Origin of the sequence: Dactylosporangium sp. NPDC051541 (assembly GCF_044454505.1) — a bacterium.
Classification (GTDB): domain Bacteria; phylum Actinomycetota; class Actinomycetes; order Mycobacteriales; family Micromonosporaceae; genus Dactylosporangium.
In genome coordinates this window covers 294,347-316,701 of sequence record NZ_JBITDU010000004.1, presented here as the reverse complement: position 1 = coordinate 316,701, position 22,355 = coordinate 294,347, and the positions used below count along the sequence as shown (strand labels likewise).

Sequence of the window (22,355 nt, the reverse complement as noted above, 5' to 3'; positions counted from 1 at the left end):
AGGGAGACGCTTCCGCCCGCCGGGCTGCACAAGCCTCAGGCGCGGGCGCGGGAAGGTCTGGTGATCACATCGCCTACCAAAGTAGCACACGGATCTACAGCGTGGCGTCGCCGACGCCCTTCACGGAGCGGCTCAGCTTGCGGTTGTGCAGCAGGAAGTAGCAGCGTGACGAGTGCTCGCCGGCGTTCCAGCCGGCCTGACCGGAGGGGCGCCACCACACGTAGTAGATGTCCTTCTGCCGGTCGTACGAGGCCCGGCTCATCCCCGTGTAGGCCAGCATCTTGTTCTCGCAGGCGGTGCCGAACAGCTTGTCGTTGTCGTCGTCGGTCTTCGGGTAGACGGCGTTGGCGGGGGCGGTGACGGAGCCGGCGAACTCCATGTCGTGGGGCTGGTCGCAGGCGATCGGGGTCGCGGTCGCGAACAGGGTGTCGGCGTCGGCGCCGGCGGTGACGAAGCAGCCCTGGGCCAGCGGGCCGGTCGGCTGGACGGCGTCCTTGACGCTCTTGGGGTAGAGGTCGATCGTGTCGCCGTCGGGGCCGATGACGGCCACGTCGCAGTGGAAGAACCGGGCCCCGCCGCGCCACTGGGTCGCGGTCGGGGGCTGCAGGTACAGGTAGAGGCGGCCGGTCAGCCACTCGCCGCCGAGGTACTTCGCGGCCAGGTCCTCGCACTGCGGGAACAGCGCCGCGAACTTGTCCCGGCCGGGGCGTTCCGCGGCCGCGGCCAGGTCCGCGGGGAGCCGGCCGGAGCCGACGATCTCGAACTGGTGCGGCTGGTCGCACGGGGCGGGCTTGAACGGGCCGTCGAAGGCCTGCGGGTCGTACGCGCTGAGGCCGGTCGAGTCGTGGCACTGCCCGATGACCGGGTCGGGTACCTTGGCCGCCGCGAGCATGCCCCAGTCGTCGAGCAGGTCGCCGTCGGTCCCTCCGGGGCGGGCGCACCCGGCGAGGGCCGCCGTCGCCAGCAGTACCCCCGCCAAGAACATGGCTCGCCGAGTCCTCACACGGTCACGTCCCCGGCGCCCTTGAGCGAGCGGTTGATCTTCTTGTCGTGGATCAGGGCGTAGCAGCGGGCGGAGTGGTTGCCGTAGACCCACTGGACCTTGTCGGTGGACAGCCAGTACCCGAAGCCGAGGTTCTTCTGGTTGGCCCAGCCGCCGCGGCTCATGCCGGTGTAGGCCAGCACCTTCGCCTCGCACGTCTTGCTGTAGGTGGACGTCAGCAGGGCGGAGGTGGCCGGGTATTCGCCGCCGGGGCTGGAGACGGTGCCGACGTACTCGATGTCGTGCGCGTCCTCGCACTTGGCCGGGGTGACGTCCTGCCACTTGCCGGCGCTGTCGCGGACCTGGGTGCCGCACGTGAGACGCAGCTCCCCGGCGCCGGCGAGGCTGCCCTTCAGGGTGGTCTTGCGCTCCTGGAAGTCGCCGTCCTCGGTCTGCAGCGCGGCGACGTCGCAGCGGTAGAAGCGGGCGCCGCCGGTCCACTGCCGGTCGGTCGGTGGGACGACGTTGGCCCAGAGGCGCCCGGACTGCCACTCGCCGCCGAGGAAGTCGGCGATCGCCTTGTCGCACTCGGTCCAGGCCGCGGTCAACTTCTCCCCGGTGGGCGCGGACGAGCCACTGGCCGCGTCGCCGGTGAAGTGCCCGACGCTGACCGTCTCGAAGACGTGGTCGGTCTCGCACGGCTGCGTGAACGCCCGCGAACTGGTCATGTCGTGCCGGTTGGAGCGGGTCGTCGTCCAGCACGCGCCGGCCGCCGGCTCCGGGACCTTGGCCGCCGCCAGCATGCCCCAGTCATCGGTCAGGTCCCCGTCGCCGGCCTTGGCCGAACCACAGCCGGCGGCCGCGGCGACCAGCGCCACGGCACACGCCAGCAACGCGATGCGCTTCATCCCTGTGCCTCCCCCGCGAATGATGCGAGGGCACTATGTCAATATCCCGGCCGAACCGGAATCAACCGAACAGATGAGAGGAAAGCTCACGCCGGGCTTTCGAGGAGGTGCTCCTCGAGCCGCGCGTAGGTGGTCTCCGGCAGCCCGAGGTAGCCGCGGATCGAGCCGTGCCGGTCCCGCAGGTCGGTCAGGAACAGCGTCATCGCCGCGGCCGGGGAGTCCAGCCAGCGGGCCGGCATCTTCGCCACCTCCGGGTTGAGCGCCCGCAGGAACGCGAGGCTGCGCTCGGTCGCGCCCTGGGTCAGCGCGTAGTCGGCGGCGATCACGTCGTCGGGCACGCCGAGCGCGCCGAGGATCACGGCCGACACCACGCCGGTGCGGTCCTTCCCGGCGACGCAGTGCACGACGACGGGCGCGTTGCCGGCGTCGGCGACGACCTCGACCGCGGCCGTGATCGCGGCCCGGCCGTCGGCGGCCATGTCGAGGTAGCGGTTGGCGAGCCAGCGGGCGTCGTCGGGCTCGTCGGCGTCGGCGGCGGCCTCCCACTCCGCGTGGACCGGGTGCAGGTGGTGATAGGTCAGGCCGTCGAACGCGTGGACGCGCCCGTCCCGCTCCACCTCGCGGGGCCGCCGCAGGTCGATGACGGTCTTCACGCCGAGCGCGGTGAACGAGGCGGCGTCGGCGGGGTCGATGCGGCTCAGGGAGTCGGAGCGGAACAGCCGCCGCCAGCGGGTGACCCGCCCGTCGGCCGTGCCGTATCCGCCGAGGTCGCGGAAGTTGAACAGATTGGGGTGTTCATAGCTGCGCACGACATCGAAGACTAGCCGGTTTGAGAGGATCATCGGGTGGCCCGCAGACCGCACGAAGTCGTCACCGAGCCGCTCGGGGCCCTGCTGGCCAGCGTGCCGCAGAGCAAGCCGAGCTGGCTCACCATCGCCAAGACCACCGCCGCGGCCACGATCGCCTGGGTCCTCGCCAAGCAGCTCGGCGAGAACGTCGCCGTGCTCTTCGCGCCGGTCATCGCCGTCTTGACACTGCAGGCCAGTGTGTACGGCTCGATCGCCGCCGGTGCCCAGCTGCTCTTCGCGAACCTGGTGGGTACCGCCCTCGCGATCGCCTGGACGCAGCTGCTGGGCCTGGCCTGGTGGTCCCTGGCGCTGGCCGCGTTCGCCGCGCTCGCCGTGGCCCGGCAGATCACCAACACGCCCCTGGCCCGCAACCAGCTCACCGTGGCCACCCTCGCCGTGCTGGTGCTCGCCCCGGTCGCGCACGGCTACGGCCAGTGGCGCTTCATCGACGTGGCCATCGGCTCGGTCGTGGGGCTGACGATCGCCGTGGTGGTGCCGGAGCGGCCGCGGATCGCGAAGATCAGCAAGACCCTGGACGACTGGGGCCACGAGTCGGTCGCGGTGCTGCGCTCGATCGCCGGCGAGCTCGCCACCCGGGCCGGCGGCGAGATCCTCGACCCGGACCAGCGGCACGCCTGGATCGCCGCGTCGCGCAAGCTCAACGAGGTCGGGGCCCAGGCTGCGGCCGCGTTCGCCGGCGTCGAGGAGGTCACGCTGCTCAACGTCTTCGCTCGGAGGGTACGGCGCGACGTCGAGCAGGTCCGCGGCGAGCAGTTCTGGCTCGTGCGGGTCACGCTGCAGGTCCGGGCCATCTCCCTGGCCGCCGACCGGCTGTACGACCGGGCGGGGGCGCCGCCGGCCCTCGACCGCGAGACCCTCCAGGCCCTGCTCAACGCCCTCGCCGGGCTGCTGGAGCGGCGGGTCGCGGACGAGGACGTCGACGACACGTCGCTGCGGGCGGGGCTGATCGCGGCCGTCGAGCGGGTGTACACCGTGTTCCCGGCCGCCCTGGCCGCCCTCGACTCGATCTCCCTGCTGGGCCGGCTCGACCAGCTGCGCCAGGACATCGCCGGCGACGGCGCGGAGGCCCTGGTCGACCCGGACGACCTGCCGCGGCGGGGTTGACAAGACATCGATGGCGGTGTTGATTGGCAGGCACTCTATCAGTTAAGCGTCCTGTCAATTACTCCCCTGTCAAGGACTGCCCATGCAACGTCGTTCCAAGATTCTCATCGGGTTCACCGCCGTCGCGGTCGCCGGGGCGCTCACCGTGCTCGGGGTGACCGCGGCCACCGCCGCCGCGGCCGGGGCCATCACCGGCGTCGGCGGCAAGTGCGTCGACGTGGCCGCCGCGAGCTCCGCGAACGGGGCCGCGATCCAGCTGTACGACTGCAACGGCACTTCGGCCCAGCAGTGGACGCTCAGCGGGGCCGCCCTCGTCAACGCCGGCTCGGGCAAGTGCCTCGACGTCGCCGCCGCCGGGACCGCGAACGGCGCCCAGATCCAGCTGTACGACTGCAACGGCTCCGGCGCCCAGCAGTGGACGCTCAGCGGCTCCGCGCTGGTGAACACGGGCTCCGGCAAGTGCCTCGACGCGACCGGGCAGAGCTCGGCCAACGGTACCCGCCTGCAGATCTGGTCGTGCACCGGAAGCGCGAACCAGCAGTGGACCCTGGCCGGAGGGGGCACGACGCCCACGACACCGCCCGCGTCCGGCCTCGACCCCACCGTCGCGCCGGGCGGGAACTTCGACCTGTCGATCTGGCAGCTCCAGCTCCCGACCGGCAGCCCCGGCGCACCGACGACGATTCCGGCTTCGCAGCTCAAGGGCGCGAACGGGTACACCAATCCGGCGTATTTCTTCACGGACAAGAACGACGGATCCATGACGTTCTGGGCCCCGGAGAAGGGCGTGACCACGCCGAACTCCAACTACGCGCGTTCGGAGCTGCGGGAGATGAACGCGAACGGCTCCGCGGCCGACTGGAAGCTGGCCGGCTCGCACTCGCTCTCGGCGACCCTGCGCATCCCGTCGGTGACGAAGAACGTGTGCGTCGGGCAGATCCACCTCGGCACCGGCGGCTCGTCGACGAAGCCGCTCCTGGAGCTCTACTACCGTCCGAACGGCGACATCATCCTGGGTACCGAGAACTCGCCGGACGGCGGCCAGACGCTGCACACGGTCGGCAACGTGCCGCTGGGGACGAAGTGGAGCTACGTGATCGCGGTCGCCGGCGGCAACACGATCAGGCTCACGGTCAACGGCAGCACCACGAGCTACGCGATCCCGTCGTCGTTCAACCAGTACGGCATGTACTTCAAGGCCGGCTCCTACAACCAGTCCTCGTCGGAGAGCACGACCAACGGGGCGAAGGTCAAGTTCTACTCGCTGGTGGTGCGACACGGGTAGAGGTTTGCTTTAGGGCAGGCTAACCTTCCTCCGTGCGGGAGGCGGGGGGTTCCATGATCGGCGAGGGCGGCACGCCCGCCGCGGAGTCCCTGGCCGACCTGCTCGGAGGCTGGCGATCGGCCGTCGAGACCGCCGTGCCGCTGGTCGGGTTCGCCGCCGGCTGGCTGGCCGGCGGGCACTCGGTCCCGATCGGCGCCGGGGTCGCGGTCCTCGCCGGGGCCGTCGTCGCGGCCTGGCGGATCGTGGCCGGCAAGCGCCCGCTGGGCACCGTGTTCAGCCTGCTCCTGGTGTGCGCCGGGGCCCTGGTGGCGCTGCGGACCGGCCGGGCCGCGGACTTCTTCGGCGTGCGGGTCTTCACCAACGCCGTCAGCGTCCTGGCCTGGGCCGCCAGCATCCTGGTCCGGTGGCCGTTCCTGGGCCTGATCGTGGGCACGGTGCTGGGGCAGAAGACCCGCTGGCGCCGCGACCCCGATCTGCTGCGGGGTTATCAGCGGGCCAGTTGGATCTGGGTTCTGCAGTACTGCCTGCGCCTGGCCGTATTCATCCCGCTCTGGTGGGCCGGGGCGGTGCTGTGGCTGACGGCCGCCCAGACGATCCTGACCTGGCCCCTCGTCGCCGCCTGCCTGGCCGTCAGCTGGTGGGTGCTGCGCCGGTCACTCCCGCCCGATCACCCGGGCCTCCGCCACCCGCGCTAGGTCGTCGCTGCTCGGCGGACCCGGGCTAATCGCCGGGCTTGCTCAGGGCGGCCAGGGCCTCGTCGACGGTGTCGGTGAGGGTGAGGACCCGGTCCAGGGCGGTCAGGTCGAAAATGCGCCGAATCCGGGCATGCGGGCACACGATGGCGAACCCGCCGCCCTCCCGCAGCCGCTTGTGGATCGACACCAGCACCCGCAGGGCCGTCGAGTCGATGAAGTCGACCTGGGAGAGGTCGAGCACGAGCCGGGTCTCACCGTCGTCGAGCGTCTGGTGGAGCAGCGCGTGCAGCTCGGGTGAGGTGGCCACGTCGAGGGCTCCGGTCGGCGTGACCACCACGCGCCCACCGATCGTGCCGGTCGCGATGCCGTCGGTCATTTCGGCTCCCACGACGGCCTGCTGCTCTGCGTCAATCGAGGTCCCTCTCCCGTCAAGCTTCGCGGCATGCTACCGCTCCCACGCCCACCGCCGACGCACCCACGCCCGTTTGAAACCAGCGCGTGTCCGTTAGCTTCACCCGGCTTCATTGTGGTCGCTCTCTGTGATCGTCGACCCGCCTCCGACCATGAGTGAATTCGGTGCGTGACCCTGAGCCGGGTGCGGCCGTTGAGCTTCCTGACCCCTTGCCGAGCACTACGACGGGACACAACGCCATGGACGGGAACGCCACCGAACAGCTCAGCATGACCGCCGCCGAACTGTCGTTCCTGCTGGCCAGCGGTGACCGCCCGGGCCAGGTCCCGCGCCTGCTCGGCCTCACCGACGCCGACCGCACCGACGCCGTCCTCAGCGCCGGCGTGGGCTCCCTGCTCCTGCGCCACCTGGCCGCCCCGGTGGACGGCGCCAGCACCCGCCTCGACCTGGCCCCCGCCGTCGCCGCCCTCGCCGCCGGCCTGCACCGCCCGCGCGGCTTCGTGCAGGTCGGCCTGACCGCCGAGGACCACGCCGACGGCGCCCTCCTCCTGGACGCCGAGCGCATCCGCGTCCTGGTCGCCGCCCGGGCCTACCGCTGCTACGACATCACCCCGATCGCACCGGGCGCCGACGTCCGCGACCCCCTCCTGGCCGTGGCCGACAAGTTCCTCCACCGCCACCGCCCGGCCGTGGCCACGTTCGCCGCCTCCTCGGCCGCCGACTTCGAACGAGGCATCCAACCCCCGCGCGCGACCATCTCCTCCTCGGCCGACGGCAAGTGGCTCGTGGTGACCGGCGACGGCACCGAGACCAAGACCGACAACTTCGACGACGCCGCCGCCGTCCTGCGCGAAGAGCTCGCCAAGATGATGCCCGTCGAGGTGCTGAACTCCTGAAAGGCGGCCGCTCAGCTCCAGCCGTAGCTGGCGCGGAGCTCCTTGGCGATGCTGTCGAAGCGGTCGCGGGGGAGGACTGAGCCCTCGCGGCGGATGCCGCCGGCGTCGATGTGCAGGACTCGGTCCAGTCTGACCCAGCTCGGGCGCTGCTCGCGGTCCCAGGCGCCCGGGCCGAGGGCGAACCAGTTGCGCTGGCCGTCGCGCTCGGACTGGCTGGAGAGCATCAGGCCCAGAGCGTCGCCGGACTTGCGGCCGATGACCAGGACGGGGCGGTCCTTGCCCTGGGTGGCGTCCTCCTCGTAGGGGACCCAGGTCCACACGATCTCGCCCGGATCGGCGTCGCCGTCGAGGTTGGGGGAGTACTCGAGGAGCTTCTCGGCCTCGTGGGGCTTCGGCGGGGGGCCGGGGACGTGGCGGGCGCCGCCGCGGGGCGGCGGGGGTGTCGGGACCGGGCCGCGGGGGCTGGGCGCGGGGGTGGGAGCCGCGGTGGTGGTGGGGCGCAGGCCCAGTCGTGTGGCCACGGCCTGAAGAAGTCGTTTCACGCGGACGACGATAACGGCAAGCGGCTTTACCGGCTCGGGTGCGCCGGGGAGACTGTGGACCATGTACGACTTCGATGTGCTCGTGCTCGGCTCCGGGCCGGGTGGGCAGAAGGCCGCCATCGCCGCGGCCAAGCTCGACCGGCGGGTGGCCGTCGTGGAACGCCGGAACATGATCGGCGGGGTCTGCATCAACACCGGCACCATCCCGAGCAAGACGCTGCGGGAAGCGGTCATGTACCTCACCGGGCTGAACCAGCGGGAGATGTACGGGCAGAACTACCGGGTCAAGGAGGACATCACCGTCGGCGACCTCGGGGCCCGCACGCAGCACGTCATCGGGCGGGAGATCGAGGTCATCCGCAGCCAGCTGGCCCGCAACCGGGTCCGGCTGCTGCAGGGCAGCGGGCGGTTCGTCGATCCGCACACGATCGCGATCGAGGACGACCAGGCGCGCGAGTCCCGGGTGACCGCCGAAAAGATCATCATTGCGGCGGGTACTCGTCCAGCCCGCCCCGAGAGCGTGGACTTCGACGACATCACGATCATCGACTCGGACGGCATCCTGAACCTCGACAAGGTGCCCGGGTCGATGGTGGTCGTGGGCGCCGGTGTCATCGGGATCGAGTACGCGTCGATGTTCGCGGCGCTGGGGACCAAGGTGACAGTGGTGGAGCGGCGGGATCGCATGCTCGACTTCTGCGATCTGGAGATCATCGAGGCGCTGAAGTACCACCTCCGGGATCTTTCGGTCTCCTTCCGGTTCCGGGAGACGGTCGCCGCCGTCGAGCGGCACGGCCGGACGGCGGTCGCGGTCCTGGCCAGCGGGAAGCGGATCGCGGCCGACACGGTCATGTACTCGGCCGGCCGGCAGGGGGCGGCCGACCTGCTCGGGCTGGACAAGGCCGGGCTCACCTACGACAACCGCGGGCGGATCACGGTCGACCAGCACTTCCAGACCGAGGTCCCGCACATCTACGCGGTCGGCGACATCATCGGGTTTCCGGCCCTGGCCTCGACCTCGATGGAGCAGGGGCGGCTGGCCGCGCACCACGCCTGCGAGGAGCCGGTGCGCAGCATGGACCAGGTCCAGCCGATCGGGATCTACACCATCCCGGAGATCAGCTTCGTGGGGCGCACCGAGGACGACCTGACCGACGCCAGCATCCCGTTCGAGGTCGGCATCTCCCGCTACCGTGAGCTGGCCCGCGGGCAGATCATCGGCGACTCCTACGGCATGCTGAAGCTCATCGTGTCGCCCGAGGACCGCAAGATCCTGGGCGTGCACGTGTTCGGCACCGGCGCGACCGAGCTCGTCCACATCGGACAGACGGTGATGGGGTGCGGCGGGACGGTGGATTACCTGGTCGACGCGGTGTTCAACTACCCGACGCTCGCGGAGTCCTACAAGGTTGCCGCGCTTGACGCAATGAACAAGATGCGGTCCGTGTCGCGCCTGACCGCATAGCAGGGACTATGGTCGGCGCGTGACGAGGCTTCGGGGGATCCTGCTGCTGCTCGGCGCGCTGACCCTGGTCGCGCCCCTGACGGCCGGCTGCGACGGCGACGACAAACCGTCGCCCGACGACCGGTTCACCGCGCTGCTCGACGCCTGGCGCAAGGCGGACTTCGCCGGCTTCGGCACCCTGCTCACACCCCAGGGCCGCAGCCTCGACGCGGCCGCGGCCAAGGAGCTCCTGGCCGGCACCGAGGGTGACCTGTCGGCCCGCCGCCCGACCCTGACCCCGCACGGCAAGGCGAAGATCCAGGCGGCCGACGCGACCCTCCCGGTCGGCGTCGAGTGGACCCTGCCCGACGGGCGCACGTGGGCCTACGACACGACCCTCAACGCGCGCCTGCTCGGACAGAAGTGGCAGGTGTACTTCGACCCGTCGACCGTCCACCCGAAGCTGGAGGACGGCCAGCACCTGGCGGTGCGCACGACCCCGGCGAAGCGCGGCCGGATCACCGCGGCCGACGGCACTGTGATCGTCAGCGACATGCCCGTCGTGTACGTCGGCGTCGAGCCGCAGCGCGTCCCCGATGTCCCCGCCCTCGTCCAGCGCCTCGACGTGCTGTTCCGCTCGATCCCGGTCGACGTCGGCGTGCAGGACCTGCCGGCGAAGCTGCAGGCGGCCAAGCCCGACGCGTTCGTCGACGTCGTCACCCTGCGCCGGGCCGACTTCGACGAGATCGAGAAGGACCTCGAGGGCACGCCCGGGGTGCGCACCCGCACCGGCACCCTGTCGCTGCCGATGACCCGCACGTTCGGCCGGGCGCTGCTCGGCACGTCCGGGGAGGCGACCAAGGAGCTCATCGACGCCAGTCAGGGCGCGCTGAAGGTCGGCGACGTCGCCGGGCTCACCGGGCTGCAGCGGCGATACGACACCCAGCTGCGCGGCAAGCCCGGGCTCACGATCGTGCCGATGGCCGCGGAGGCCGGGCCGGCGCTGCTGACCCTGCCGGCCGAGGACGGGGCCACGATCGCGACGACCGTCGACGTGAAGATCCAGCAGGCGGCCGACGCCGCGGTCGCCGCCACCGCGAAGCCCTCGGCCCTGGTGGCCGTGCGGATCAGCGACGGTGCCGTGCTGGCCGCCGCCAACGGCCCGGGCCTCGCGGGCTACAACCTCGCGTTCCTGGGGGAGATCCCCGGCCCCGCGCTCCCCGGCCGCCCGGCGGCGCTGGGGGTCGGGGGGAAGTGGTCGCTCGGCGCGGACGTGTTCACCGGCCGCACCGCCGCGACGGGCGTCACCGCCTCGCCGCTCGGGTACGCCGCGGCCGCGGCGGCGCTGCACCGCGGCACGTGGCAGGAGCCGATCCTCATCCAGGGCACGAAGCCGTCGCCCGGCGATGCGGTGTCGGGTCAGGTGGAGGCCACGAACTTCACCGTCGGCGTGCAGGGGGACATCGCCTACTGCGCCTACGTGACCGATGCCGGCCGGGACGTCACCGACCCCGTCGCAAGCGCTTTCCTCGCCGGCGTCCGGTAGCGGCGAGATGAGGACGAATGACGGCGGAAGACTGCGTGAATGAATTCCGGATGGCCGTAGCCCAGCGTCAATCGATCCATTGCAGGGTGTAGATATAACGGGCATCGGCCGGTACCCTCAAAGCCGCTAAAGGCACATATGCCGTCAAGGCGACGGGCGGGCCGCTCGGAACGATCCTGCCAGGTACTCCTCATTCGGCAATGAACTGGGTAGCGTCTGCCTCGCCGCGAGCAAGCGCGGGCGGGTCACCGATCGCAGACAGAGGCAGCTGAGAGTGAGCGGGTCGGCACGCGGGGTGCTGGCGGGTTACGCCGGTGCGATGGCGGTCCTCGTGATCGCCAACTTCGCGCTGCCCTCGCTGCACCTCGTGCTCTGGTCGGCGATCGGCTATGCGAGCGTCGGGGCCATCCTGCTCGGCATCCACCTGCACAAACCGCGCCGCCGGGCGCCCTGGCTGCTGCTGGCGGGCGCCGTCGCCTGCTTCATCACCGGCGACCTCATCGCCGATGTCCTCACCCGGCTGCTGCACCGCTCCGGCTTCCCGTCCCTGGCCGACGCGTTCTACCTGACGGTCTACGTCCTCATCGCCGCGGCCATGGTCTGGCTCTACCGCCTCGGTGTCGTCCGCCGCGACCTCGGCGGCCTGTTCGACGCGATCACGCTGACCGCCGGGCTCGGCCTGTTGTCGTACATCTTTCTCATCCGGCCCTATGTGGACAATCCCGGGCTGTCCACATTGGACCGGTCGATTTCGATCGCGTATCCGCTCGCCGACATCGTCGTGCTGCTCGTCGGGGCCCGCCTGATCGCCTCGGTGCGGCTCAACACCGCCGTCGGGCTGCTGGCCGCGGGCGGGATCGGGCTGCTCAGCTCCGACGTCGGCTACGGGCTGCACCAGCTGGCCGGTGGCTGGGCCACCGGCGGGCCGGTCGACATCGGCTGGGCCGCGTTCTACGTTCTGTGGGGCGTCGCCGCGCTGCACCCCTCGATGCGCCAGCTGACCGAGCCACAGGTCCAGCGCGGCTTCGAGGAGCGGCTCGGGCGCCTGTTGCTGCTCGGGATGTCGCTGTTCATCGCTCCGATCGTGCTGTTCGTCGAGATGCGGGGAGGCCGGGTGCGCGACGCCGCCGCCATCGCCGCCGTGTCCGCGCTGCTGTCCGGCCTGGTGCTGCTGCGGCTGGGCCGGGCCGTGCGGGCGCAGCGGCTCACCGTGCAGCGCGAGCGCCGCCTGCGCAGCGCCGGAGCCGCGCTGCTGATGGCCACCGACACCGACGCCGTCGCCCGGACCGTCCACGCCGCCGTCGCCGAGCTGCTGCCGCCCGGCCGCTCCTACGCCGTCGCCCTCGGCCCCGCGCTGGAAACCAAGGTCTCGATGCCCTATACGTCCACATTGGACCCGGCGGTCGCGGCCAAGCTCGGCGCGTTCGAGGTGGCCCTGTGCTGCCCGCTCGCCCTGGCCGACGGGCGGGCCGCGGAGCGCGCGCTCTACGTGGCCAGCGACGAGGTGGTCCTGGTCGGCCTGCAGGAGGCGGCGCAGATCCTGGCCACCCAGGCCGCGATGGCCCTGGAGCGGATCGCGCTCGGCGAGGAGGTCGGCCGGCGCAACAGCGAGGCCTACTTCCGCACCCTGGTGCTCAACACGGCCGATGTCATCCTCATCGTCGGCGACGACGACCTCGTGCGCTACGCCAGCCCGTCGGCGCAGGCGCTGTTCGGCTCCGACCTCGTCGACCGGCCGCTGCCGGCGGCGTTCGCCGACGAGAGCGCGGCCGAGGTCGCCCGGCGCCTCACGGAGGTCCGCACCGGCGACAACGACCGGCCCGGCAAGGACCTCCAGGTCACCGGGCCCGACGAGCGGCCGGCGCTGGTCGAGGCGACGTTCCGCGACCTGCGCGGCGAGCCGACCGTGCGGGGCGTGGTGGTGACCCTGCGGGACGTAACCGAGCGCAGCCGGCTGCAGGCCGAGCTGTATCAGCGGGCCACGTTCGACGCGCTGACCGGGCTGCCCAACCGCGAGGTGTTCCTCACCCGGGTCCAGGAGGCGGTCGCGTCCGGGGCCGAGACCGGGGCCACGGTCGGCGTGCTGATCGTCGAGCTGGACGACTTCAAGGTGGTCAACGACACGTTCGGGCACGGCGCCGGCGACGCCCTGCTCGTCGCGGTCGGGCAGCGGCTCACCGAGGCCCTGCGGGCGGTCGACGGCTCCTACGGCGCGGCCGGCACCGTGGCCCGCCTCGGCGGCGACGAGTTCGCGGCCCTGGTCCGGCGGGCCGGCACCTCCGCGGACGTGGAGCGGGTGGCCGAGCGGGTGCTGCAGAGCTTCACGGCGCCGTTCGAGCTTGCCCACGGTACCGTCGGCGCCACTGCTTCCATCGGGGTTTCGACCACCGCGGAGGCCGCCACCGCGCAGGAGCTCCTGCGCCACGCCGACCTCGCCGTCTACGTCGCCAAGGACGCGGGCCGGGACCGCTGGCGGCGCTTCGAGTCGTCCCTGCACAGCGCCGTCGTCGAGCGCCACAAGCTGCGGGCCGACCTCGACCGGGCCATCGCCGACCGGGCGTTCCTCCTGCACTTCCAGCCGATCGTCACCCTCGCCGACGACCGCACCCGCGGCTTCGAGGCCCTGGTCCGCTGGGACCACCCGACCCGCGGCATGGTGTCGCCCGACGAGTTCATCTCGGTGGCCGAGGAGAGCGGGCTCATCGTGCCGCTCGGGGCCTGGGTGCTCACCAACGCCATCACGGCCGCGGCGCAGTGGCGCATCGCCTACCCCGATGAAGAGATCTACGTCTCCGTGAACGTGTCCGCGCGGCAGTTCCGGACGCCCGATTTCGCACAATGGGTGCTGGCCGAGATCGACCGGATGGGCCTGCCGCCGGGCGGGCTGCTGCTGGAGATGACCGAGAGCCTGCTGCTGCACGACGACGGCGAGGTCACGGGCGAGCTCGCGGCCCTGCGCCAGGCCGGGGTCCGCATCGCCATCGACGACTTCGGCACCGGCTTCTCATCGCTGTCCTACCTGCGCCGCCTCCCCGTCGACGTGCTCAAACTCGACAAGAGCTTCATCGACACGGTGGTCTCCTCGACCGAGCAGCACGCGGTCGTCGACATGATCGTCCAGCTGGCCCGGATCCTGAAACTGCAGGTCGTGGCCGAGGGAGTCGAGACCGCTGCGGAGCGCGATCTGCTGGTCACGATGGGTTGCGACCACGGTCAAGGTTACTTGTTCTCCAAACCGTTGAGCTACGGTGACGCGAGTCAATGGTTGTCGCAAGATGCGTCGGGGCCTCAACGGGGAGGTCGCACCGCGGCCTGAACCACCCCGGAGGATTTCGTGCACGCCTCACAACTCGCGACCGAAGTCGACCAGGACCCCCGATACAGTGGCATCGCCCGCCTCCGGGCCGAGACCCGCTTCTACGACGCCGTCATCGACGAGGTCGACGGCCGCCGGATCCGCGTCGGCGAGCACTGGCTGACCGACTGGGCCTCCTGCAACTACCTCGGCTTCGACCTGGAGCCGCAGATCATCGGGGCCGTCGAGGAGCAGTTACGGCGCTGGGGCACCCACCCGTCGTGGTCGCGGATGCTCGGCAACCCGGCGCTGTATCCGCAGATCGAGGAGCGCCTGGCCGCCCTCCTCGGCGCCGAGGACACCCTGGTCCTGCCGACTATCACGCAGATACACCTGTCCGTCATCCCGGTCCTGGCCCAGCGGGGCACGATCCTCATCGACGCCCGGGCCCACAAGACGATCTGGGACGGCTGCGTCTTCGCCCGCGCCCAGGGGGCCACCCTCTCCCGGTTCCGCTCCCTGGACGAGCTGGCGGCGCTGCTGAAGACCGCCACCACCGGCCCGGTCCTGGTGTGCATGGACGGCGTCAACAGCATGACCGGCAACATCCCGGACGTGCGGGCCTACCTCGACCTGTGCCGGGCCCACGGCGCCATCCTCTACATCGACGACGCGCACGGCTTCGGCGTCATCGGCGCCCGGGCCGAGGACGAGACCAGCCCTTACGGCCTCTCCGGGAACAGCATCATCCGATACTGCGGTGCCGCCTACGACAACGTCGTGCTGGTCGGCGGCTTCTCGAAGGCCTACTCGTCGCTGCTGGCGTTCCTGGCGGTGCCCACGGTCCTGAAGAACCGCCTCAAGTCCGCCGCCGCCCCATACCTCTACTCGGGCCCGTCCCCGACCGCCTCCCTGGCCACCGTGCTCGCCGGGTTCGACGTCAACGCGGATCGCGGCGACAAGCTGCGGGCCGAGCTCTACCGCATGTCGATGCGGGTCCTGCAGCACGTCCGCGGCCTCGGCGTGTTCACACCCAACACCGACGACACCCCGATCATCGAGCTGCCGATCGCCCTGGACCGCGACCTGGTCGAGGTGTCGGAGCGGCTGTGGCAGCGGGGCCTGTTCGTGACCCTCGCGCCCTACCCGGGCGTGCCCCGCGACCAGGTCGGCTTCCGGGTCCAGGTGACCGCGGCCAACACCGACGCCGAGGTCGACGAGCTCAACGCCGTGATCACCGAACTCGCCGCCGACGGGGTGTTGCAGGAGGCCCGCGAGTCCAGCGCCAGCTGACACCGCTCGGGGGAAATCCTTAGTGGTGGCACCGGAGGGGTACCACGGTATCCATGCGCGATCCATGGTCCCGCCGGCGATACCGGCGCCAGCCTGACTACCGCTACAACCGTGGCGGCAACTCCTGTCTGCGCGATGCGTGCCTCCTGGAGACGGGGTGCTGCATCGGCGAGGCGATCGACGGCCCGTGCCTGATGGTGGGGCTGCTGTCGCTGCCGAGCATGCTGTTCACGATGGCCCGGGCACCGAAGCGCGCGGCGTCGCCCGAGGGCCCGCTGGTCGGGGCGATCCGCACGTATCAGACCGAGGTCTCCGCGAAGCGGGAGCGGCCCTGCTGCCGGTTCACGCCGAGCTGCTCCCACTACGCCGCCGAGGCCATCACCCGCCACGGCGCCGTGCGCGGCCTCTGGCTGGCCTCGCGCCGGCTGGCCCGCTGCCGCCCCGGTGGCGCGCGGGGCCTGGACCCGGTGCCGGGCTAGCAGGAGTACAGGCTGACGCGAAGGTTGATCATCCGCGGGGGTGCCAGGGCGTTGACGGCGTGCAGGGCGAGCCGGCGGCGGCGGGGGAGGGTCCGGGGCACCGGCCGGGTCAGTTGGCGGGACTCGCGCAGGGTCAGGCCGGCGTCCCAGCGTTCCACCTCCCGCGGATCGTCGCACGGCCACACCATCGCGGCCTCCATGCGCCGCAGCGGGCCGCGGGGGCGGGCGACGATCCACGCACCGTAGGTGTCCAGGGCGATCCGGCTGCCCGGGAAGCTGGTGGCGATCGTCGACAACACGGTGCGGACCTCGGGCGGCTGGAAGTACACCAGCAGCCCTTCGGCCAGAAACAGGTAGGGGCCGGGGACCGTGATGGCCCCGGGCCAGGCGGGATCGAGCACCGAGGCCGTCACCGTGTGGCGGCGGTCGGCGTCGGGCAGCAGGGTGCGGCGAAACTCGGCGGCGTCCGGGAGGTCGAGGAAGACCCAGGTCGCGGTGCCGTTGTCGAGGCGGTCGGCCCGGGTGGTCAGGCCGGCGCCGAGCTCCACGACCGTGCCGTGCGGGCACTCGGCCAGGAACTGGCGGGTCCACTCGTCGTACGACTCCGAGCGCAGGACGTGGAACAGGGCGGTCAGGCCCTGCTCGCGTTCGAAGACGCTGAAGTCGTAGTCGATCGACCCGACCAGCCGGCGGGCGGTCTCGTCGCCGTTGGTGGCCCGGGCGTGCAAGGTGAGTAACATCGTCTCCTGGACCGCCCCCAGCTTCACCATGGCGTGCAGCATAGACGGTGGCCTACGTCGCATTTTGTCGGTTTATGTCGCGTCTGCGATTGACAGGGGCCAGGGCCGACCATACGGTTCGCTCACCATGACGCACCTCGGCGGATCATCGAAGCTGCTCAGGGCCATGAACGACGCGGCCGCCCTGAGTCACGTGCTGGAACGCGGGCCCCTCACCCGCGGGGAGCTGCGCGACCTCACCGGCCTGTCCAAGCCCACGATCTCCGAGGCGCTGCGGCGGCTCACGGAGGCGCGGCTGGTGAGCGTCGTCGGCTACGTCAGCGCCGGTCCGGGCCCCAACGCCGAGGTCTACGCGGTCAACCCGGACGCCGCCTACGCGGTCGCGCTGTCCATCCGCGACCAGCGCGACCGGGGCACCCCGACCGTCACCGCCGCCGTGACCGACCTGGCCGGGGCCGTCCGCGGCCGGCTCTCCTCGACGATCGACTTCGCCAGCACCGACTCCGTCGCCGCCGTCGCCGACACCGTCGACGAGGTGTGCAAGGAGGCCGGGATCGCCCGCGACCCGGTCGCCCACGTGCAGATCGCCGTCGCCGGCTCCTACGACCAGCGCAGCGACGTGCTGCACCACATGGAAGTGCCGGGCTGGGAACGGCCGGGCCTCGTCGCGGACCTGCGCCGCCAGCTCGGCGTGACCGTCGGCGTCGACAACGACGTCAACCTGGCCGCGGTCGCCGAGCGGGCCCAGGGCGCCGGGCGCGACGCGGAAAGTTTCGCGCTGCTGTGGCTCGGTGAGGGCGGCCTCGGGCTCGCCATCGACCTCGGCGGGACACTGCTGCGCGGGGCCCGGGGCGGCGCCGGCGAGATCGGCTACATGCCGATCGGCGGCGGGGACACCTTCACCGAGCTCGTCAACGGGGCCGCGGTCCTCCAGCTGGCGGCCGCACACGGGATCGCCGCCCCGACGGCCGCCGGGACCATGGCCGCGGCCGCGGCCCGGGCGGCGGAGGACGACCCGGCGGCGCGGGAGTTCATGGCGACCCTCGCGGGCCGGATCGCGCTCGGCCTGTCAGCGGTCGTCGCCGTGCTCGACCCGCCACTCGTCGTGATCGGCGGCGAGGTCGGACAGGCCGGCGGCGAGACCCTCGGCGACGCGGTCGCCTCCGCCCTGGCCGCGGCTACCCCACTGCTGGACACCGCGATCGCCACCAGCCGGGTCCACGACGACGCCGCCCTGCTCGGCGCTCAGGAGGCCGGCCGGGCCTCGGTCCGCGACGCCCTCCTCGCCGAGCTCAGCCGCCCCTGACCAGCCGCCGGGCGAGCGGACCGCGCCGCCCGAGTCCGCGCGCCGGGTGGAGTCGTGCTGAGCGAAACGCGTCCGCGCGTGGGTCGTGCTGAGCGAAACGCGTCCGCGCGTGGGTCGTGCTGAGCCGCGTGCGGCCGTGTGCGGGGCGGGTCGTGCTGGCTGATCGGGCGTTGGTGCCCGACATATCGGATTTTTCGCCCGACGGGGTATCTGCGGGATTTGCACGGCCCGCGTCGGACGGTCGGGCGGTCTGCGGGCGCAACGACAAAGCGGTGACCGCCCGGGCCGCGTGTGCGGCGGACCGAGATGGCCGGACTCATGCCCTCGGCGAGCCGTCGGCGTTCGGGGGATGCGAGCCTTGACGGGACGCGCGGGGTCAGGGGTCAGTCGTCGTCGGTCTTCTTCTTCGTGGTGCGCTTGCGGGCGGCGCGCTTGCGGGGCTTGGCGTTGCCCGAGGCGAGCTTCGTGTAGGTGAGCATGTTGGCCAGGCCGATGCCGATGGCGGCGAACACGACCTGGATCGCCAGCTCCCACCAGCTCCACTGGATCTTCCAGACCTTCACGACGGCCTTGTCGTCGAGGTTGAACAGCTCGGCGACCAACGTGCCCAGCAGGGCCGCGCCGACGCCGATGAGGAACGTGATGAACACGCCGATCGACTGGCGGCCGGGCAGGACGAGGCGCCCGAGGACCCCGATGAGCAGGCCGACGGGAATGGCCACCCAGAAGTCGTTGATGTCCATGTTGGTCTCGCGCTCCCCGGGCTTCGACGACGGTCGAACGGCAACGTACACGATCGGGGTCCGCCGCCGGTGTCCAGGTGCGGCCGGTCCTGCCACGGCCGGGCGGCCGTCGGCCCCGTGTCGCGGCCGGTGCGGTACCCCCGTCGCCGTAAGCCCTTGTCCCGGGGCCGCCCGAGAGGGACGGTGGACTGGGAAAGGAGGTGCGACATGCTCCTGGAACACAGGCCGATCGCGGTCGGCGTCGACGGGTCGGCCGCATCGCTCGGTGCGGTCCGGTGGGCCGCGGACGAGGCGGCCCGGCAGGGGCGGGTCCTGCGGATCGTGCACGCCCTGTCGTGGGAGGGGCCGGCCGACGGGCAGGGGCTCGTCCTGGACGCGGCCGCGGAGGCGCGGGCCTGGCAGCCCGGGATCGCGGTGGAGACGATGACGACGGGCGGAGCGCCGGCCCACGTCCTGCGCGAGCAGTCGCGCACCGCCGCGCTGGTCGTCATCGGCGGCCGGGTCCACGACGGCGGGCTGCTCGACGTGTCCGTCGGGGCGCACCTGTCCGGATTCGCGCACTGCCCGGTGCTCGTCGTCAACAACGGGTGGCGCTGGGCCGACCCGCTCGCCGCGCTGCCGGCCGCCGGGCCCGTCGTCGTCGGGGTCGACGGTTCGCCGTCGAGTGAGCGGGCCCTCGCGTTCGGCTACGGCGAGGCGGCGTCCCGGCACGTGCCGCTCCTGGCGGTGCACGCCGGCCGTTCGCGGCCGCACGCGGCGGTGGCGGCCGGCCTGGAGCCGTGGCTGCGGCGGCACCCGGAGGTCGAGACCCGCTTCGACGGCCGCGACACCGGCGTGCTGGAGACGCTGACCGAGGCCGCCCGCTCCGCGCTGATGCTGGTCGTGGGCGCGCACCGGGTCGGCTGGTACGAGCAGCCCCGGCCCAACCCCGTCACCCAGCTCGTCGTCCACCACGCCGCCGCCCCCGTCATGGTGACCCGCAGCGTCTAAGCCCGGCGTCCGCTGCGGGCACACTCGGCGACGGCCCGGTCACACCACCGGCCGCCGGGCCGTCGCGGGCACCTCGGCGACGGCCGACTCCGGCTCGGCTCGAACGGCGCGTGCGGGCAGGGCCTAAACTCGCAGGCACCTATGGAGCCCAGCCGCGTCCTCGCCGCGCTCGCCGACCTCGCGCCGGCCGGGCGGGATCGCGTGCTCGACGTGGCCAAGGGGGCGCCCGCGCCGCTGCGGCTCACCGACCCGGACCGGGTGCCCGCGGGGGCGGCCGCGCAGCGTCTGGCCGCCCTGGACTCGCTGCACCGCGAGGAGCGCCTCCTGCGCCGCGGGTGGGCCTGGCTGACCGGGACGGCCGAGGTCGACGGGGTCAGCCGGGCCGTTCGCCTGCCGCTGCTCTACGAGCCGGTCCGGCTCGAGGGTTCCGGGACGAGGCTGCGGGGGTACCGTGTGACGCCCGCCGGCGACCTGGAGATCACGCCGCTCATCGCCGACCGCGAGCTCGCCGCGGCGCTGGAGGCGGCGCCCGGGATCGGCACGGCACCGTGGCTGACCGCGATCGGCACCACGGCCTGGATCGAGACCGCGGCCCGGGCGGCCGGGTTCGAGCCGGGAAAGGACCTGATCGGTGAGGCCGTCGCCGCGCTGTACGTGGGCCGGGACGTCGCCACCCCCGGCCTCCGCGACACCCTGCGCGCCTGGTCGGCCCGCACCGGGCTGGAAGCCACCGCCCTCGCCCAGGTGTACGGGGACAGCGCCGCCGGACGCGGCGAGGAGGACGAACGCGTCCACTCCCCGCTGCCGCTGAACCCGGCCCAGCGCGACGTCGTCCGGCGGGTGCGGCGGGAGCCGGTCGTCGTCGTGTCCGGGCCGCCCGGCAACGGCAAGAGCCACGCCGTCGTCGCGGCCGCGCTCGACACCGTGCACCGCGGCGGGTCCGTCCTCGTCGCGACCCAGGCCGCGCACGCCGCCGAGGTCCTGGCCGGGCTGCTGAGCCGGTTCCCGGGGGCGGAGCCGGTGCTGTTCGGCGACGCCGAGCGGCGGGACCGGTTCGCGCTCACGCTCACGGCCGGGCGGCCCGAGGGGGTCACCGCGAAGCGCCTGGACGAGCGGCGGGCGGCGGTGCGGGCCGCGGCGGGCGCGGTCGAGCGGCTCGAGGCCGGTATCGGGGCGGCGCTGGACCTGGAGCGCACCGCGGCGACCATGGCGGTGTGGGAGCCGCTGCTGGCGGGCCTGCGGGCCGAGGCGCCCCTGGTGTTTCGCGACGATTTCGCAGTACCAACGGCGGAAAAGCTTCTGGCTTCTCGGTTTTTGCGGGAATGGCGCGTCCGGCGGCGCAGCGGCGTCGGGCCCGAGCGGTTGCCGGCGCTGCTCGAAGCGCTCGCCGCCGACCGGGCCGCGGCGACTCTGGCCGTCAACGGCGGCACCGATCTCGGGGCGGTGTGGCCGGCCCTGCTGGAGGCCGACGCGCGGCTGCGGGCGGCGGTCGGGGCCCTGATGCGCGACGCCGCGGCCGCCGCCGACCGGTGGGGCAAGGCGGCCCTGAGCAGCGCCGCCGAGCTCGGGACGGCGCTGCGGGCCGGGCGCAACCGCCGCCGGGAGGCCCTCGCCGCGCTCGACGGGCCGGCCCTGGTCCGCGCGCTGCCGCTGTGGGTCGGCACCGTCGCCGACGTCGAGGACCTGCTGCCGCCCACGCCGGGCCTGTTCGACCTGGTGATCCTCGACGAGGCCGCGCACATCGACCAGATCCGGGCCGCGCCGGTCCTGGCCCGGGCCAAGCGGGCGCTGGTCGCCGGCGACCCGAGCCAGCTGCGGTTCGTGTCGTTCGTCGCCGACGTCGACGTGGCCGCCACCCTCGCCCGGCACGGGCTGCCGGACCGGATCGACGTGCGCCGCTCCAGCGCGTACGACGTGGCCGTCGGCGCCGCCCCGGTCACCTGGCTCGGCGAGCACTACCGCTGCACCCCGCACCTGATCGCGTTCGCGGCCCGCCGCTTCTACGACGGCCGGCTCACGCTGATGACCCGCACCCCGGCCGCGGAGCGCGCCGACGCGATCGACGTCGTGCGCGTCGCCGGGGGAGCGGTGCGCGACGGCGTCAACCAGGCCGAGGTCGACGCCGTCCTCGACACCGTGCGCCGGCTGGCGGCCGCGGGCCGGACCGGGATCGGGGTCGTCACGCCGTTCCGCCCGCAGGCCGACGCGATCGAGGCGGCCCTCGTCAAGGCGTTCGCGGTGGAGGAGATCGACCGGCTCGGGCTGCGCTCCGGGACCGTCCACGCGTTCCAGGGCGGCGAGGCGGCCACGGTCATCGTCTCGCTCGGCCTCGTCGACGGCGACACCCCGGCCCGGCAGCGGTTCGTGGCCGAGCCCAACCTGTTCAACGTGATGACCACCCGGGCCCGCGAACACCTGGTGGTGGTCACCTCCCTCACCGGCGGCGGCAGCGGCCTGGTCGCGGACTTCCTGGCGCACGCCTCGGCGCCGTCCGGTGCTCGTGCCAAAGACGATTCGGCATCGGTACCGTTCGCAGCCCGTCTCGCCGCGGAGTTGCGCGCCGCCGGCCGGGAGGTGTTCACCGACTACCAGGTCGGCGACTGGTCCGTCGACCTGGTCGTGGACGGTGCCGGGTACCTCTGCGCCCCGCACCCCGACGGCAACGCCGCCCACCTGGAACGGCAGCGGGCGCTGCTGCGGGCCGGCTGGACGCTGCGCGAGGCGTTTGCGAGCCGCTGGCGCGGCGACGCCGTCCGGGCCGCCCTCGAGCTGTGATTTTCAGGGTCGCTTCGCAGGGTTTTCCCTGACGACGGGCCTGGTCCGGGG

Annotated in this window: 19 protein-coding genes; 12 read left to right on the top strand and 7 right to left on the bottom strand. The window is 72.6% G+C overall.

Annotated features, from left to right (window positions below; genetic code table 11):
* Positions 1-94: 94 nt before the first annotated feature.
* The 3 genes from ACIA8L_RS21025 to ACIA8L_RS21015 form a co-directional block, all read right to left on the bottom strand.
* The gene (locus ACIA8L_RS21025) at positions 95-1,003 is read right to left on the bottom strand and encodes a septum formation family protein (RefSeq protein ID WP_395906896.1); all 909 of its coding nucleotides are present in this window, start codon (positions 1,001-1,003) and stop codon (positions 95-97) included.
* The gene (locus ACIA8L_RS21020; protein WP_395906894.1) at positions 1,000-1,890 is read right to left on the bottom strand and encodes a septum formation family protein; all 891 of its coding nucleotides are present in this window, start codon (positions 1,888-1,890) and stop codon (positions 1,000-1,002) included. Before ACIA8L_RS21020 ends, ACIA8L_RS21025 begins: the two co-directional genes overlap by 4 nt.
* 86 nt (positions 1,891-1,976) lie before the next feature.
* Positions 1,977-2,699, bottom strand: a complete 723-nt coding sequence (locus ACIA8L_RS21015; protein WP_395906892.1) for a tyrosine-protein phosphatase — start codon at positions 2,697-2,699, stop codon at positions 1,977-1,979.
* Between the two features lie 36 nt (positions 2,700-2,735).
* Between ACIA8L_RS21015 and ACIA8L_RS21010 the strand changes: the two genes are divergently transcribed.
* The 3 genes from ACIA8L_RS21010 to ACIA8L_RS21000 all read left to right on the top strand — a co-directional run bounded on the left by ACIA8L_RS21010 (position 2,736) and on the right by ACIA8L_RS21000 (position 5,843).
* Positions 2,736-3,863 carry an aromatic acid exporter family protein gene (locus tag ACIA8L_RS21010; RefSeq protein ID WP_395906891.1) on the top strand — a complete coding sequence of 376 codons (1,128 nt, stop codon included), beginning with the start codon at positions 2,736-2,738 and terminating at the stop codon, positions 3,861-3,863.
* Positions 3,864-3,945: 82 nt separating this feature from the next.
* Entirely contained in the window at positions 3,946-5,148 is a 1,203-nt protein-coding gene (locus ACIA8L_RS21005; RefSeq protein WP_395906889.1) for a polysaccharide lyase family 7 protein, read from the top strand.
* A gap of 53 nt (positions 5,149-5,201) precedes the next feature.
* A complete protein-coding gene (locus tag ACIA8L_RS21000) occupies positions 5,202-5,843 on the top strand; it encodes a DUF3159 domain-containing protein (RefSeq protein ID WP_395908048.1) in 642 nt (213 codons plus the stop codon).
* A 25-nt stretch (positions 5,844-5,868) separates the two neighbouring features.
* Here the strand turns inward: ACIA8L_RS21000 and ACIA8L_RS20995 are convergent, their stop codons facing one another.
* Positions 5,869-6,219 carry an STAS domain-containing protein gene (locus tag ACIA8L_RS20995; protein WP_395906887.1) on the bottom strand — a complete coding sequence of 117 codons (351 nt, stop codon included), beginning with the start codon at positions 6,217-6,219 and terminating at the stop codon, positions 5,869-5,871.
* A 275-nt stretch (positions 6,220-6,494) separates the two neighbouring features.
* Here ACIA8L_RS20995 and ACIA8L_RS20990 point away from each other — a divergent pair, with 275 nt between their 5' ends.
* Positions 6,495-7,151 carry a hypothetical protein gene (locus tag ACIA8L_RS20990; protein ID WP_395906885.1) on the top strand — a complete coding sequence of 219 codons (657 nt, stop codon included), beginning with the start codon at positions 6,495-6,497 and terminating at the stop codon, positions 7,149-7,151.
* 11 nt (positions 7,152-7,162) lie between these two features.
* Here the strand turns inward: ACIA8L_RS20990 and ACIA8L_RS20985 are convergent, their stop codons facing one another.
* The gene (locus tag ACIA8L_RS20985; RefSeq protein ID WP_395906883.1) at positions 7,163-7,693 is read right to left on the bottom strand and encodes a type II toxin-antitoxin system PemK/MazF family toxin; all 531 of its coding nucleotides are present in this window, start codon (positions 7,691-7,693) and stop codon (positions 7,163-7,165) included.
* A 61-nt stretch (positions 7,694-7,754) separates the two neighbouring features.
* On the opposite strand from ACIA8L_RS20985, the gene sthA reads away from it, so the two are divergent.
* From sthA to yidD, 5 genes are all read left to right on the top strand, one after another.
* Positions 7,755-9,158, top strand: coding sequence for a Si-specific NAD(P)(+) transhydrogenase (gene sthA / locus ACIA8L_RS20980; protein ID WP_395906880.1), 1,404 nt, complete (start codon positions 7,755-7,757; stop codon positions 9,156-9,158).
* Positions 9,159-9,177: 19 nt separating this feature from the next.
* Positions 9,178-10,683: an NTF2-like N-terminal transpeptidase domain-containing protein gene (locus tag ACIA8L_RS20975; protein ID WP_395906878.1), complete on the top strand. Its 1,506-nt coding sequence runs from the start codon at positions 9,178-9,180 to the stop codon at positions 10,681-10,683.
* A 319-nt stretch (positions 10,684-11,002) separates the two neighbouring features.
* On the top strand, positions 11,003-13,999 hold the full coding sequence (locus ACIA8L_RS20970; RefSeq protein ID WP_395906876.1) for an EAL domain-containing protein: 2,997 nt from the start codon (positions 11,003-11,005) through the stop codon (positions 13,997-13,999).
* Between the two features lie 18 nt (positions 14,000-14,017).
* Positions 14,018-15,271 (top strand): aminotransferase class I/II-fold pyridoxal phosphate-dependent enzyme, encoded by a 1,254-nt coding sequence (locus ACIA8L_RS20965; RefSeq protein WP_395906874.1) that lies wholly within the window; start codon positions 14,018-14,020, stop codon positions 15,269-15,271.
* A 53-nt stretch (positions 15,272-15,324) separates the two neighbouring features.
* On the top strand, positions 15,325-15,750 hold the full coding sequence (gene yidD / locus ACIA8L_RS20960; protein ID WP_395906872.1) for a membrane protein insertion efficiency factor YidD: 426 nt from the start codon (positions 15,325-15,327) through the stop codon (positions 15,748-15,750).
* Here the strand turns inward: yidD and ACIA8L_RS20955 are convergent.
* Complete coding sequence (locus ACIA8L_RS20955; protein WP_395906870.1) at positions 15,747-16,520, bottom strand: class I SAM-dependent methyltransferase; 774 nt, start codon at positions 16,518-16,520, stop codon at positions 15,747-15,749. The genes yidD and ACIA8L_RS20955 overlap by 4 nt on opposite strands.
* A 97-nt stretch (positions 16,521-16,617) precedes the next feature.
* Between ACIA8L_RS20955 and ACIA8L_RS20950 the strand changes: the two genes are divergently transcribed.
* Positions 16,618-17,796: an ROK family protein gene (locus tag ACIA8L_RS20950; RefSeq protein ID WP_395906868.1), complete on the top strand. Its 1,179-nt coding sequence runs from the start codon at positions 16,618-16,620 to the stop codon at positions 17,794-17,796.
* 383 nt (positions 17,797-18,179) lie between these two features.
* On the opposite strand, the gene ACIA8L_RS20945 is transcribed toward ACIA8L_RS20950, so the two are convergent.
* Complete coding sequence (locus ACIA8L_RS20945) at positions 18,180-18,590, bottom strand: hypothetical protein (protein WP_395906866.1); 411 nt, start codon at positions 18,588-18,590, stop codon at positions 18,180-18,182.
* 156 nt (positions 18,591-18,746) lie between these two features.
* On the opposite strand from ACIA8L_RS20945, the gene ACIA8L_RS20940 reads away from it, so the two are divergent.
* On the top strand, positions 18,747-19,529 hold the full coding sequence (locus ACIA8L_RS20940) for a universal stress protein (RefSeq protein WP_395906864.1): 783 nt from the start codon (positions 18,747-18,749) through the stop codon (positions 19,527-19,529).
* 141 nt (positions 19,530-19,670) lie between these two features.
* Positions 19,671-22,304 (top strand): DEAD/DEAH box helicase, encoded by a 2,634-nt coding sequence (locus tag ACIA8L_RS20935; RefSeq protein WP_395906862.1) that lies wholly within the window; start codon positions 19,671-19,673, stop codon positions 22,302-22,304.
* Positions 22,305-22,355 lie beyond the last annotated feature (51 nt).

Coding starts and splice junctions, on each gene's coding strand:
- ACIA8L_RS21020 (WP_395906894.1), bottom strand. CDS start 1,890: ATGAAGCGCATCGCGTTGCTGGCGTGTGCCGTGGCGCTGGTCGCCGCG.
- ACIA8L_RS21005 (WP_395906889.1), top strand. CDS start 3,946: ATGCAACGTCGTTCCAAGATTCTCATCGGGTTCACCGCCGTCGCGGTC.
- ACIA8L_RS21000 (WP_395908048.1), top strand. CDS start 5,202: ATGATCGGCGAGGGCGGCACGCCCGCCGCGGAGTCCCTGGCCGACCTG.
- ACIA8L_RS20995 (WP_395906887.1), bottom strand. CDS start 6,219: ATGACCGACGGCATCGCGACCGGCACGATCGGTGGGCGCGTGGTGGTC.
- ACIA8L_RS20990 (WP_395906885.1), top strand. CDS start 6,495: ATGGACGGGAACGCCACCGAACAGCTCAGCATGACCGCCGCCGAACTG.
- sthA (WP_395906880.1), top strand. CDS start 7,755: ATGTACGACTTCGATGTGCTCGTGCTCGGCTCCGGGCCGGGTGGGCAG.
- ACIA8L_RS20970 (WP_395906876.1), top strand. CDS start 11,003: ATGGCGGTCCTCGTGATCGCCAACTTCGCGCTGCCCTCGCTGCACCTC.
- yidD (WP_395906872.1), top strand. CDS start 15,325: ATGCGCGATCCATGGTCCCGCCGGCGATACCGGCGCCAGCCTGACTAC.
- ACIA8L_RS20955 (WP_395906870.1), bottom strand. CDS start 16,520: ATGGTGAAGCTGGGGGCGGTCCAGGAGACGATGTTACTCACCTTGCAC.
- ACIA8L_RS20950 (WP_395906868.1), top strand. CDS start 16,618: ATGACGCACCTCGGCGGATCATCGAAGCTGCTCAGGGCCATGAACGAC.
- ACIA8L_RS20940 (WP_395906864.1), top strand. CDS start 18,747: ATGCTCCTGGAACACAGGCCGATCGCGGTCGGCGTCGACGGGTCGGCC.
- ACIA8L_RS20935 (WP_395906862.1), top strand. CDS start 19,671: ATGGAGCCCAGCCGCGTCCTCGCCGCGCTCGCCGACCTCGCGCCGGCC.